A 13,408-nucleotide genomic window follows, 5' to 3' on the forward strand; every position below is an offset into this window, starting at 1 on the left:
CGGTCAGTGCGACTGGTCCGGATCCGCAGGTGCATTTCGGCAGTCGAGATCGCTGCAGTGAATACCGCGACGAAGCTGTACTCACACTGAGCGCCTCAGACTTGGCGGCAGCTGATCTGTGAGTCTTTCCGCGCAAACCCGGTCCTTCAGTTCCGGGATAGCCGATCTGGTTTTGTCGGACGGTGTGGCTAGTGTCTGGGTTGTGGCGGGGAGGGTGGTGAAGCGGGCGTTCAAGTACCGTTTCTATCCGACTGCGATGCAGGCGGAACAGCTTGCTCGGACGTTCGGGTGCACCCGGTATGTCTACAACCGGGCGTTGGCGGAGCGCTCGCGTGCCTGGTCGCAGGAGCAGCGGCGGGTGACCTACGCGGACACCTCGAAGATGCTCACCGGATGGAAACGGGACACCGAGACCGCGTGGTTGGCGGAGCCGTCGAAGGGGCCGTTGCAGGAGTCGCTGCGGCAGTTGCAGGGCGCGTTCGACAGGTTCTGGCGCAAGCAGTCCCGCTACCCGCAGTTCAAGAAGAAGGACCACTCGAAGGATTCGGCGACCTACTACTCGAACTGCTTCACCTACCGCGGCGGGCAGCTCCGGTTGGCCAAGCAGTCCGAACCCCTGGATATCCGGTGGTCGAGGCCGCTACCGGAGGGGGCCGTGCCGTCCCAGGTGACGGTGTCGCGTAATGCTCGCGGGCAGTACCACATCTCGATTCTCGTCGAGGACACGATCCCCGAACCCCCGCCGACGGATCGGGTGGTCGGGCTCGACGCCGGGATCACGAGCCTCTACACACTCTCGACGGGGGAGAAGATCACCAACCCGCGTCATGAGGGCAGGGACCGTGAGCGGATGGCGAAGGCGCAGCGGGTGCTGGCCAAGAAGGAGAAGGGATCCCGGAACCGGGCCAAGGCCCGACTGAAGGTCGCGAAGATTCATGGCCGGATCGCCGATCGGCGCCGCGATTATCTGCACACACTCTCCACTCGGCTGGTGCGCGAAAACCAAGTGATCGCCATCGAGGATCTGAGTGTGCGGAACATGGTCAAGAATCGGTCGTTGTCTCGGGCGATCTCCGATGCGAGTTGGTCCGAGTTCCGGTCGATGCTCGAGTACAAGGCCGACTGGTACGGGCGGCGGGTGGTGGCGATCGACCGTTTTTATCCGTCGTCGAAGACCTGCTCGGTGTGTGGGGCGATCGCGTCGACGATGCCGCTGACGGTGCGGGAGTGGGCGTGCCGATGCGGCGCCGTCCATGACCGGGACGTGAACGCGGCGAAGAACATTTTGGCCGTCGGGCTGACGGTGGCAGCCTGCGGAGATGGTGTGAGACCGCCCCGCACATAACGTGTGGGGAGGCAACTGTCGGTGAAACAGGAACCTCGGGACGCGAGTCCCGAGGGGAATCTCGGTCGTTTACGGCCGAGAGGACGTCAACCTGAGATGTTGCACATGTCGAGCGTCTGGCGAAATGCAACGCGATAGCGCGAGGGGCCTCAGATCATCGCAGAGAAAGATAGCAGTCTGTCCGTCGTCCAGGACCTGGGCTACAGAGTTGTGGACTGAATGATGAGTCAGGGCTTCGTGTTGACGGGAATCGGTTGGCTGAGGTTCCGTCACGTCGCCGCAATCTACGTTGCATTCGCGATCGTTCTTGGCGCTTTGCGCGGGGCCTGGGAAGGCGGTTCGCTCGTCCGATGGTCGTTCTGGGTTCTCGAACTGCCGGGGCGGCGCCAACGCCTGACCTCGCGGAAGAACTGAAAAGTTGAAGTCGGGCATGAGCAGGCATGCAACCACAATGTCACTGTGACAGTACCTTCCGGCGATTGTGGTCTGCACCAGCAAAGGCGGAAGCCGCACCGGAATAGGTGCGGCTTCCGTCTTTCGCGCGTTGTGTGCCCATTCAGGCAGCTATGCCTTGACCGCCGTTGTCGATCTGGGTGCGGAAGTAGTTCACCAACTCCTCGGCCCCGGTCCGTCCGGATGCGTTGATCGGCGTGGAGGCGTACGAGTTATGTGAGTCGACTGCAAGGAATGTTGCGTAGTTGAGGACCTCATCGAGCACACGTCCGGGCGTGAGTTCGTCGGCCATCTTGTTGAGCATCGGGAACTGGTCGAGTGGGAGGGCTCGAAGCGTTTTGCGTACTGCGTTGTTCAGTTGCCCGACGAGCTTTCCTAGATCGAGTGGTATGGCGCCGTAGTTCTGGATCGCGGCATTCGCCGAGATGCGGGTGACGGTAGCCCCAATTGCGACGTACTCGTTGATCGGAAGTCTGGCGATCAGATCGCCGAAGGTTTTGGCGAACTGTGAAGCGAAGGTGATCAACTGGGGGGTCAGTTCACCAACGAGCTGTGTCACCGCGAGGATGTCTCCGCGGCTGGCGGCGTCTGTGAGGCGCGTGGTCGAGGCTGCGATTGCTTCGACGTCGGACCCGGGTACCGCTTTGGAGGCCACCTCGTTGGTGAGCTTCGAGACGTGACCGGAGAGCTCCATAGCGAGCCGTGGAACGGTCAGAAAGTTTCCGGACACGACGCTTTGGTTCAGTGCATCAAGTGTGGATGTGATCGGAACACCATCGAGCCCGAGGAGTGTGGTGATGATCGCGGCTACGGATTTGACGGGATCCTGTGCGTCGATCCGCGAGCCGAGCGTGCCCATGAACTGGGTTGCGATGCTCTGCTCGGGGGTGTTGCAGTACAGGTCTTCTTCGGCGCACACATTGACGGCGATGTCGTTGAGCGCACCGAAACCTTCCGGTCGTGCTCCTGCGAATCCCACACCTGTGGTGGGTGCTCCCAGTGCTTTGCCGGCACCCTTCTGCGTCCCAGGATCGGCCATAAGGCCGACTGCGAACATGCGGTCCCGATCGATCGGACCGTGCCCGTTCCCGATTTCGCTGGCCAGATCACCGGCGGCGTCGGCGCCTTGAGAGAAGCCCGTCAAACCGAACTTCGTGTGGGGGCATTCTGCGGCGCGGTCATTGATTTCCTGAGAGGCATTTCGGATCGCCTGCTCCTTGCTGGTGCCGTATGTCTGTGCCTTGTCGTCGACGATCACTGACATGTAGGGCACGTAGAACGTCTGCAACACAGTGCTCGGGTATTGGTCGATCAGGGGATTCGTGACGTTCGACAGTATCCCGTGCGGTTCACTTGGGTCGGCGCCTTCGGACGTTTCGGTGGTTCCGGGGATGGCGAGGAGAAGGTGTTCGGGGCATCGGGTGGCGGGCGCATTCTGGTTCGCTGTTGCCGCTGGAACTGTGGCAACTCCTATCGCAATAGTTGCCGCGAGAGCTGAGAGTATGGTTCGCTTCGCCATCATTTTCGACCTCATCAGTGGTGTCCTGTCTCGCTTTGAAGGGTCCGGTGTGTCAGCTCGCGAGGGCGAGAACTGGGGTTGATTTGCGCGATGTGTGGTGTATGTATCGCCGCTTGGCAGCAGGGCGTGCGATTCCCATGCGGTCGCAGACTGCGTTTCGTACAGCCTTCACGCCGCGATGGAGGCGTTGCCGTAGGGCCGGGTAAGTGAGTTCGAACTCTGCTGCAAGTGCGACCAGGTCGGCGCTTTCTTCGAGGAGATAGGCGCGGGTGATGAGCGTGTGATCGCGTTCGGAAATGATTTTGTGTGCGACCGCCCACTGAAGCACGCCGGTCGCACTGGGGTCCGCGAACTCGTCATCGTCGGTCGCCGGATGGGTTGCGGATTCGTGGGTGGCGAAGAACTCCGTATCGACTGGAATCGTTTCGATGGAGGGGGACTCCTTTACGAGCGCCCCCAAGGTCTGGAGGCTCAGCGAGCCCGGGATGCTCTTCCCTGTGCCGCGGAAGGTGGCGATAACTTCCATGAAGGCGCACACAGTGACTGAGGCCCGCTCGCGGTACCTCGTCGCAGGATCTCCTGAGCTGACGCGGGCGTGCCGGGTGAGCCGTCGAAGTTTGGGGACCATCAACGTTACGAGCGCTTGTCCCGCGAGTGGTGAGCCGTCCTGGTAGAGCGCGAGGAGAGCCCCGAACAGCGCATCCGGGTCGGTGTAGCTCAGTGCGGCTAGTTGGGGGAACTCGAAGACCTGGCTCAGTGCGGGTTTCATCGTGCGCCACTGGGCGAGTTCGCGCTGTGCTGCGGGCTGGCCAATGACTCGCGTCCAGTCGATGAGGAGTTGAGAGAAGACGGATTCCGTGGCGCCGATGGGGGCGGATTCCGGGATGGGTGAGAGGGTCGCGTTGGTGGCGTCCACGTCGGGCTCCTCGAGCAGATGAGAATGGTCTGCTGAGTAGGAAATCAAGCCCTTATAACCTCTGAGCTGCACGTTCTTATCACCGGTGTGGTCTCCGGTTATCACCGGTGACAACGAATCGACTGGGTGCGCCGTGTCGTGAGATACGCGATTGTCGCGCTCTTCGGCGTGCGAGAACAGGTCGAATTCACCCATCAGATACACCTCTCCAGGTGGGTTCGGCGCGATGGTCAGTCGCGCCCTCAGCAGGACGAACAGGGCGACGGTATCGCGGAAGCGGGACGCGTCAGCCAGGCCGGTTTTCCCCTCCCATTCGGCAGTGACAAGGCAAGGCCGTCCTGACCGGTGATGACGGGAGGCGGCGAAAGCCGCTGCGGGAAGAGAAGTTTTTCTGCCCCACCTGTCACAGGGTCTGTTCGGGCGGATCTACCTACAGGTAGAGGACCAGCGAACTGCGACCATGGAGGACTTCGAATGACCGAATCCGACCAACTCGACCGTGCGCACTTGAACGACGCCGCGTACGTATTCGGGATCCAATCGGCCATTCGATCGGCGCTGGGGGAGTTGACCTCGAACCCACTCGACTCCGACGCAGGTGCACGGGTGCGGTCACTGCTCGGGGAACCGTCAACCCGTGCTCGGGCCGCCCTGGGCCGCCTCGAGTCCGCTCGTCGACAGGACCTAGCTGCATGTCCAGTTCGGCTCGTGCCCGCCATCGCGGATGAGGAAGTGGGTGCGTGATGAAGCGACCAAAACTCACCCTGCGAAAAGCGAAGACTAGGCCGGAAGAGTCTCCCATCGAGTCGTGGACGGGACGGCAAGATCTCCTTACGCGTGTGACCCGATACGGGCTCCTCACTGCGATCGGTGCCGGTGCCCTGGCTCTGCTCCTGATCCTCTTCGGATTCACCGGATCGACGCAGAAGACTCCCACACAACGAACGAATGACGCGGCGGATATCCGCGGTCAAGCGACGGCATCCGATTTCGCGCAGCAGTTCGTCATCGCGTGGCTCGAGGCCAAGCTGGGGGAAGAATCGACCCTTGCCTCATTCGTGCGGACCGATGGATTGCGACTCCCGGATGAGGCGGCCTTCACTGTGTCCGATGCACGGGTGGCGAGCATCGAAGAATCCCGTCCGGCGAGGACCAGCGGCTCTGCGCCGGCTGCGGACGGCGCACCGGTTCGCGACGACCGCCGGATCTACACCGTCACCGTCTCGGCGTCCGTGTCGGATCCTCGACAGACGAAACCCTCGGAACGCCGCTACTTCTCCGTTCCCGTGGTGATCACCGATGGCGGAGCGCGCGCCGCGTCGATTCCTTCACCAGTTCCGTCGCCATCGATCGGTGCGGATGTGAGCCTCGGCTACCGCTACCGCGTGGGGCCGAGCCATCCAGTCACTACGGCAGTGCAGCAGTTCCTCGCTGCCGTGACCTCCGGCGAGGGCGAAGTGTCGAGGTACATCACCCCGGGAACGAACCTGCGGGCGATAACACCGCCGCCGTACGCGGGGGTGACGGTTCTCGACTTGGTCTCCGACCGTGACTTCACCGGAGACACCGCGGCAAGCGCACCGTCAGAGGGAAGGAAGACCCGTGTCCTCGCCACGGTCGATCTTGCGGTTTCCGATCGGCAGAGTACGACGGCCCAGTACCCGCTGACGCTGACTGCCCGCGGGGGCCGCTGGGAAGTGTCCGCTCTAGATACCTACCCCTTGCTTCCCGTCCAGAAGTCGGCGCCGGCCGTCGGCTCCCCGGGTACTTCACCGACCTCCGCTGTAACGCCGACAGCGGCTGGCACTCCAGCTCCAGCCAACTGACCGAAAGGAACCATCATGTCCATCACAGCGCAGGTCTTCGACCCCGGGTCGGCAGTAGTCGCACAGGGAGTTATCGAGTGGGTCAATACGAAAGCAACCGAGGTGCAGAACACCACCCGCATCGTGATGGGGGCTATTTCGGTCATCGGCATCTGTGTCGTGGCCGTCAAGAGCCGATTCGCCCTCGCAGCGATTCTCGTGGCCATCGCCGTCGCGGGTCTTCTCAACTGGGGTGTCTGGAACGTCACTGACGTCAGCGACAAGATCGGAGACGAAATCAACGCGGCACCAACTGAGGCGGTCGCCCTCATTGCCCCATCCATCCCGTCCAACGTCGGCGCCTGACGCGGCGAATCAGGTAGGGGCACGGCGGTGACTGAGCAGAAGAATCGGGACGTCGCCAAGAACTACACCAGGGCTCGCAAGTTCCCTCAGTTGATCGGGACGACACCAGAGGGTCAGCGCCTGCCATTCGGACCGTATACCTACACACAGTTCATCGGTGCGGGCGTAGTGGGCCTGGTCCTCTGGCAGACAACTGGACTCTGGGCGACCGGCTCGCTGATCCGCAACGTCACCGTGTTCGCGATGACCATGGCCGGCACCGTATACGGGCTGGGACGGTTGCCGTTGGGCGGCCGAAACCCGCTGTCGATGGTGCTTGGTGTCGGAAAGGCTCTCACGGGCGGAACTCAGACGCCGGGAGTCAGCGGTACCCCGCCGCGGCGACCACGAGTTCGAGCGGTCACCGGTGAGGTGACAATCATCCCGTCCACAACATGGGTGAACACGGAACTTGCCGCGGCGAAGATAGTGGACGCCCGATCTCCGGCGGACACCGATGTGGTTACAGACCTCGAGAAAGTGCGGCGGCGGAACACTCCCATGCGTACCGGTCGTCGGCGCACTGCACAACCATCTCCAGTCCTACCTACGTCTGCGTCGACCAACGCGGACAGGCTCGTCGCGATGGCCATTGCCTCGCGATCGATTCGAGAGAAGGCCTGACCCATGCTGCAACAGAACTTGTTCGTCCACGAAAACCTGCGCTGGACACGATCGGGGGTCGTCTGGGCTGACTTCATCCTCTCGGGGATTGAATACGGCTACCGGCCCGATTCGGACAAGGAACTCGCACGGGCGATGCACAAAATGCTCCTGCGTGCTCTCTCGGGGGAGGCGCTGCTGATGGGCGTGTGCGCGAGCCTGAATCCATACGCGGTGGTCGAGCGGATGACTCGTGGCGTAGATCTCGATGCACATCCCGACTGGGAGGCAGAGTGTGAAGCGTCCATCCCCACGCTCGAGGCGTACAACCCCGGCCGTCGCATTTTCTGGCTGTCGGTACCCCTGGCCACCAGTGGATGGAAAGAGCGGGCCAACGCAGCGTGGTCGTCCGCCGTCACCTCCATCACCGACCAGGTGGGGCTGTCGCGACAGTCCCCGTCGGCTCAAGAAATTGCGCTTCGCAAGAATCAAGCGCAACTCATCGCCAACGACATCCCTGCCTACTTCAGCCCGACCCCTGTCACTCCGGCGCAGATCTCATGGCTGCATCAGCATTCCCTCCAACGAGGAGTTGCCCTCGACGCCGACCTTCCCCGCGGAATTCCCACCGAAGGCGAGGTGAAGACCTCTTCGTCCTTCACCGCGTTCCGCCTGGACGAAGGTGCGCAAACCGACCGTGTCTCTACCGGGGTGCGTTCGAAATTGCCGACCCTGCAGAGGGTCCTCAAGCTTGACCAGCCGTGGGAACTGGAACCACCGCCTCCGAGCTACCAGTGCGTTCTCGCCTTAGCCGACTTACCGGCTGGGGGAGTGCTGTTTCCGGGGTCGGAGTACTACACCCTTGCCGACGCGATCCCTGGGGCCGACATCGATTGGGCCATTCGGTTCCGTATTCGTTCTTCCGAGGAAGTGCGCAAGAAGAATCAGCGTGCTCTGGTGAACCTCAATGAGCAGTACAACCAGCGGGAAGGGGAGCTATCACACGGCCACAGTGTCCTCGACTCCGCCGCAGATGATCTGGCTGAGTACGCCGCAAAGATGGAAGCGGACTCAATGGAAGTCGAGGTCGAGTCCACGACGTTGTTCGTCGTCGGAGCGGATTCCGTCGACGGTGCCCTCGCCCTTGCCCGGAGCTTGGCGAAACTGTTCGAGGGTTCCAACTACAAACTGGTTGCCCCACTCGGGTTTCAGGAAGACCTCTGGCACGCAGCCAACCCTGGAACGCCGGCACCGAAGATCGTCGGGGAGTTCAACCAGATCACGACCGCCACGGACTTCTCCGCCTATGTTCCGTGCACGCACAGCGAGCTCGGCGACTCGGCGGGTGCGCTCCTCGCGCTCAACATCACCTCCGCGCGGATCGGTGTTGTCCACCATGACCTTGCGTCGAAGTCCGAAGCCGATGTATCCGGATCGTTCGGGGCGAGCGGGAACCTCGGATCCGGAAAGTCGATTCTCCTCAAGGTGATCACCGGTTCCTTCGTTGACCGGGGCGGTAAGACCGTGATCGTCGATCACACAGAGGCCGGCGAATACGAGGTCTTCGCACGAACAATCACCGATGCCACCATCGCGAGCTTGTCCGATCCGCAATGGAGCATCGACCCGCTACGGATCTTCGACGCCTACAAGGGCGCCGAGGTCGCGGCCACCGTGCTGATGCCGCTTCTGCAGATTCAGCCCGATGACGACTTCGGCGTGACACTTGCGATGGCGCTCGACCCGGAGTATCGGCGAGAGCACGGCCTTCTCGACGGCGGTCTGCCGGAACTGATTGCACATCTGGACAACACCGACTGCCATCTCAAAATGCACCATGAGTTGGCACGGAAGATCGGTGTCTACGCGAAGAAGTCGTATGCCGCCGCGATGTTCCGTAATCTTCCTCCGCTCGATCGGGGGGCGCCGGCCATCGTCTTCCGCACCGAGTCGGTCAAGCTGCCGTCACAGAACGAACTCCAGCACGACCACTTGTTCCGGCAGATGAGTCTGGAGAAGCGATTCGGGCGCGCGGCCTACACGCTGATCGGACTCATCGCCCGTGAGATTTGCTTCGCTGACCCCGCAGAGCCGGCCCTGTTCCTACTCGACGAGTGCCACCGACTCACCCGACAGGAGGAAGGCCTCGATATCGCAATCGAGTTCCTGAAGGAGGGCCGGAAAGAGAGCGCATATATCGGCTTGGCCTCTCAGGATGCGTTGGAGGGAATGGGTAATGAGACGCTTCGGGGCCTCATCCCCACGAGGTTCGGAATGCGGCAGACGGACCGCAACCTCGCCCGCAACGAACTCGCGTTCCTCGATTTGGATCCAGCCGACCCGGACCTGCTCAAGGAGCTGACGGAACAGACCTCACCGGTAGTGGGCAAAGACCCTGAGACCGGAAAGGAGTACGTCGAACCGCACCGCCGCGGTGAGGGATACATGCGCGATGCCTACGGCAACATCGGGCGAATCAAGGTGCTTTTGCCCTCTGACCCGCATCGAGCTGCAGCGGTCCTCACGACACCGGCCTCCAAGGAAAAGGTGCACTCATGACCGCCGTCAATGCCGGCGGCCCCTCGGCACCGCTGTCGCTCCGGCGCGCGGCGGGCGCCATGCTCGTGGCCGTCGTCGTGTTCGCTATTCCCCCCGCATGGCGGGCGGCTGTGGTCAACACAGCACGACCGATCGCCGGCTGGATGTGGAGGACTCGGCTGCGCCGAGCGATGCTCCGGGTCGTGGCTGGATGGCATCTGTTCGGCGCTGTGATGCTGTGCATCGCAGCACCAGCGCGGGCAGACACCTCCTCTGGGATCCCGCACAACATCGTGTTCGGGTGGATGGACGTGAAGGATTCACACGGTATCTCGGTGTGGAAATACTTCATGTCCATCGACGAGGGCAGCGCCCGCAACGGATCTCACGTCGTGTACTCGATCATCATCAATATCGAATACGAGGGGTACCGCGCCCTCACCGGCGCAGCCATCTGGTTCATCGGATGGGCATTGTCGTTCGAGTGGATGCAGATGCTCGTGGCTCCTGTCCGGACTCTAGGTGAAGCGCTCACCTCCATGACTGGTCAACTCAACTTGTCGACCACGTTCCTCACCGTCACCGCCGCTGTGGTGGGCCTGTGGGTGATGCGGGGACGGTACTCCACCGGCATCTATGAGCTCATGGTCTCGTGCGGGATCGCAGCAGTAGCTGTCGGTGTCCTCTCGAATCCGGTGGAGACGATCGCAGGAACCGACGGACTGATCATGCAGACCCGCGACACCGGGCTACAGCTCGCCGCCGGATTGGCAAATGAAGGGAACACCGACGCGGACCCGGACCAACTCGTACAAAGCCTGCAGGCCGAACTCGCCGACACATTCGTGCGGCAACCGACTCAACTCATGAATTTCGGGCGGGTTCTCGACACCGAACCTGACGGTGCACGCTGCATCGAAGCATGGGACGCCGGCCACGAGGATGCACCAGGCAACACCAAGGACACGCTCAAAGACAACGTCAAAGGGTGCGGTGGTGAAGGCGCGAAACAGATGAAAGACTTCGCCGACCACCCAGGTCCGGGACAAGTACTAGCCGGAATAGTCCTCGTTCCAGCCGGTTACGTGGTCCTCATATTCGGTGCAGTACTTGCCGGGGCGCTGATAGGCGCTGTCGCATCGGCATTGGTTAGCTCACTGAAAATGATCCCAGGTTTGGTGGTGGGCATCCTCCCGGGTGCAGGCCGCGGATCTCTACTCAAAGACCTCGCCACGGTTCTGATGTCACTGACGATCATGCTCTTCGCACTGGTCTTCGTCGTCGGCTACATGATCGTGGTCCGTGCTTTCTTCAACGGCAACGGCGACAACCTCATCCAGAAGTTCGTGTTCGTCGACATCATCTTGGTGATCGGCATCGTGATGTTCCGCAGGGCCATGAAACGACTACGGAAGGTGTCCGATGCGTTGGCTGCGAAGATGGCGGCCCGGCCCGGGGCCTCACCATCGGGGATTCCCCGGTCAACCCCTGCAGCGTCACCACTGCAGAGCGCGGCGCGTGGAGTGCAGAAGGGGCAGCAAGCATGGCGCACGGGGAAGAAGCTCGCGGCCACGTCGGGTAAAGCAGCCAGCGCGACCGGTAAGGGGCTGGCAGTCGGCGGGAAGGTGGCCGGCACGGCAGCCCTGGCCCCGGTGGCTGCTGCGGTCGCCACTGCATATGTCGTTCCGAAGATGGTCGACAAGGTCAAGAACCGTAGAGGTGAGCCGACCGCCGCTGACAAAGAGTCTGGTGCGGGTGAGACCGGTTCCGGAGACACCACGAGCAGCGCAGTTGCCGAGAAGGCGAGTCGCGCAGCGGGTGCAGTGGTGACGAACCGAGTAGCTGCACCGAAACACTCGGCCACTCCCAGTGGCATGTTGCGACCTGGTGAGGTAACCAAGCCCGGTATCAAGCGTCCCCTGAACGCCGCGCCGCAGGTGAATACCGGTGCGGCAATGGGCAAGGTGCACGCGGTGCGCGGATCGTCTCAAGCAGGCCCTGATGGTGCGAAGTTCCGAAGCTTCCACACTGACAACGGCGCGGCACTCCTCCTTCCGGAAAGACCGCGCCGCGAGGATGCCAGCCGCCTGCGTCACTCCCAGTTCGGCTCAGCAGAGGGATCGACTGGGCCGTCATCGCCAGTTCCGACGCCAAGAAGGCCAGTGCGGGCGGCCCCCTCTGAGGTAGTCCGGACGCATCGGTAGGCGACCGTGAGCATGAAGAAGTGGGCGACGATCTCGGTTGCCTTCATAATCGCCGCTGCCACAACGATCATCTGGGTACCTCTGATGGTGGTCACCGTCATGGGAACCGATCCTGGCTCGAGCTGCTTCGGGCAAGGATCGAACGCGCCCGCTGGCGCCGACGTTGCGCCGACGGACCCAGGCGTTCTCGCGGACGCTCAACGGGGGCATGCACGAATGATCGTCGCTGTGGGCGAGCAGATGTCAGTTCCCCCGCAGGGGATCGTCGTCGCGCTCGCTACCGGATCACAGGAATCCGGTCTCCGCATGCTCGCCAACGATGGCACCGATCCGCGGCTCGCACCCGATCAGCGTGACGTCGCCGAATCGTTGAACTACCCACACGACGGGGTCGGACGCGATCACGGCAGCGTCAACTTCATGCAGCAGCAGTACCCGTGGTGGGGAACCGTGGACGAGCTGATGAACCCACAGATCGCTGCTGTGAAGTTCTACGAGGCGCTGCTGAAGGTTGCTGGGTGGGAATCGCTGCCGGTGGCCGTCGCCGCACAGACAGTCCAAGGGTCGCAGTTTCCCGACGCATACGCGGACGACGAAGTGATCGCCCGGCAACTTTATGCGGAGCTTCGCGGGGCTGGCGCTGACGCTCCTCCGCTACCAGAAGGGCACGTTCACGCCGCCGCCAGCGGTGAGGCGTATGAGATGGCCGCCTCCGAAGTGTTGTGCGGCAATGGCAAGGCAATGGACTGCGCACCCACTGCAAACCCCGCCGAAGAAGGACTGACACCCGACGCCCTGCGAGTTATGCGGTGCATTACCGAACACTTCGGCCCGCGCCCCTGGGCCAACGTTGGCGAGCGCCCCTCAGGAGTGGACCGCGATCACCAAGAGGGCCGCGCAGTCGACGCGATGATGACTGACGGGGAGGACGACTACCGCACTCCAGGCGGGAAGGGGAAAGGCGACAAGATCGCCGAGTTCGTAGTCCAGAACGCCGACGCACTCGGCGTCAAGTACGTCATCTGGTACGAGAAAATCTGGACCCGAAACGGAAATGGGGTCGGCACTCCAGGGTCGTGGGCACCCTACGACTATCCACTCGGCGGCAACAGTACCGACACCGTCGCGCACAGAGATCACGTACACGTCAGTGTCTATGGAAATGCCGCAGCCGGTTCAGCGCCGGGTGCCGCCGGTGACGGCAATTCGCGGTCGCCGATCGACCCCGGCAAGTACACACTCACCTCCGGATACGGCTACCGCGACAATCCCACCGGATCCGGAGGACAGTTCCACGCGGGACTGGACTTCTCCGCCGACGCAGGAACCCGCATCTACGCCACCAATGGCGGGACGATCACCGAGGCAGGGAATGCCGGCGATGGATATGGCAACAAGGTTGTCATCACCGACGGGAACACCTCCTACCTCTACGGGCACCAGATCGACGGCGGAATCAAGGTTCGCCCCGGCGATGTCGTCGAAGCCGGTGCGGAAATCGGCGCTGTCGGCACCACTGGTGACTCCACCGGCAACCACTTGCACTACGAGATCCGCGTCGACGGCAAGAGCACCGACCCCATGGCCTACCTACAAAATCAAGGCGTGAATGCTTGAGAA

At 62.4% G+C, this 13,408-nt stretch carries 8 protein-coding genes; 6 read left to right on the forward strand and 2 right to left on the reverse strand.

What is annotated here, in order from left to right:
- Positions 1 to 217 precede the first annotated feature (217 nt).
- The gene (locus JWS13_RS00165; RefSeq protein WP_206004216.1) at positions 218 to 1,345 is read left to right on the forward strand and encodes an RNA-guided endonuclease InsQ/TnpB family protein; all 1,128 of its coding nucleotides are present in this window, start codon (positions 218 to 220) and stop codon (positions 1,343 to 1,345) included.
- Positions 1,346 to 1,901: 556 nt separating this feature from the next.
- Here the strand turns inward: JWS13_RS00165 and JWS13_RS00170 are convergent.
- A complete protein-coding gene (locus JWS13_RS00170) occupies positions 1,902 to 3,320 on the reverse strand; it encodes a cutinase family protein (protein WP_206003898.1) in 1,419 nt (472 codons plus the stop codon).
- A 49-nt stretch (positions 3,321 to 3,369) separates the two neighbouring features.
- On the reverse strand, positions 3,370 to 4,428 hold the full coding sequence (locus tag JWS13_RS00175; protein ID WP_206003899.1) for a hypothetical protein: 1,059 nt from the start codon (positions 4,426 to 4,428) through the stop codon (positions 3,370 to 3,372).
- 644 nt (positions 4,429 to 5,072) lie between these two features.
- Here JWS13_RS00175 and JWS13_RS00180 point away from each other — a divergent pair.
- From JWS13_RS00180 to JWS13_RS00200, 5 genes are all read left to right on the forward strand, one after another.
- Positions 5,073 to 6,059 carry a conjugal transfer protein gene (locus tag JWS13_RS00180; RefSeq protein WP_206003900.1) on the forward strand — a complete coding sequence of 329 codons (987 nt, stop codon included), beginning with the start codon at positions 5,073 to 5,075 and terminating at the stop codon, positions 6,057 to 6,059.
- Between the two features lie 15 nt (positions 6,060 to 6,074).
- Positions 6,075 to 6,404 carry a hypothetical protein gene (locus JWS13_RS00185; RefSeq protein ID WP_206003901.1) on the forward strand — a complete coding sequence of 110 codons (330 nt, stop codon included), beginning with the start codon at positions 6,075 to 6,077 and terminating at the stop codon, positions 6,402 to 6,404.
- 666 nt (positions 6,405 to 7,070) lie between these two features.
- Positions 7,071 to 9,605 carry an ATP-binding protein gene (locus JWS13_RS00190; RefSeq protein WP_206003902.1) on the forward strand — a complete coding sequence of 845 codons (2,535 nt, stop codon included), beginning with the start codon at positions 7,071 to 7,073 and terminating at the stop codon, positions 9,603 to 9,605.
- Complete coding sequence (locus JWS13_RS00195; protein WP_206003903.1) at positions 9,602 to 11,788, forward strand: hypothetical protein; 2,187 nt, start codon at positions 9,602 to 9,604, stop codon at positions 11,786 to 11,788. Before JWS13_RS00190 ends, JWS13_RS00195 begins: the two co-directional genes overlap by 4 nt.
- Positions 11,789 to 12,208: 420 nt before the next feature.
- Positions 12,209 to 13,405 carry a M23 family metallopeptidase gene (locus tag JWS13_RS00200; RefSeq protein WP_206003904.1) on the forward strand — a complete coding sequence of 399 codons (1,197 nt, stop codon included), beginning with the start codon at positions 12,209 to 12,211 and terminating at the stop codon, positions 13,403 to 13,405.
- The last annotated feature ends 3 nt before the right edge of the window (positions 13,406 to 13,408 follow it).

The organism is Rhodococcus pseudokoreensis, from assembly GCF_017068395.1.
GTDB lineage: Bacteria > Actinomycetota > Actinomycetes > Mycobacteriales > Mycobacteriaceae > Rhodococcus_F > Rhodococcus_F pseudokoreensis.

Coding starts and splice junctions, on each gene's coding strand:
- JWS13_RS00195 (WP_206003903.1), top strand. CDS start 9,602: ATGACCGCCGTCAATGCCGGCGGCCCCTCGGCACCGCTGTCGCTCCGG.
- JWS13_RS00175 (WP_206003899.1), bottom strand. CDS start 4,428: ATGGGTGAATTCGACCTGTTCTCGCACGCCGAAGAGCGCGACAATCGC.
- JWS13_RS00185 (WP_206003901.1), top strand. CDS start 6,075: ATGTCCATCACAGCGCAGGTCTTCGACCCCGGGTCGGCAGTAGTCGCA.
- JWS13_RS00170 (WP_206003898.1), bottom strand. CDS start 3,320: ATGATGGCGAAGCGAACCATACTCTCAGCTCTCGCGGCAACTATTGCG.
- JWS13_RS00190 (WP_206003902.1), top strand. CDS start 7,071: ATGCTGCAACAGAACTTGTTCGTCCACGAAAACCTGCGCTGGACACGA.
- JWS13_RS00200 (WP_206003904.1), top strand. CDS start 12,209: ATGCAGCAGCAGTACCCGTGGTGGGGAACCGTGGACGAGCTGATGAAC.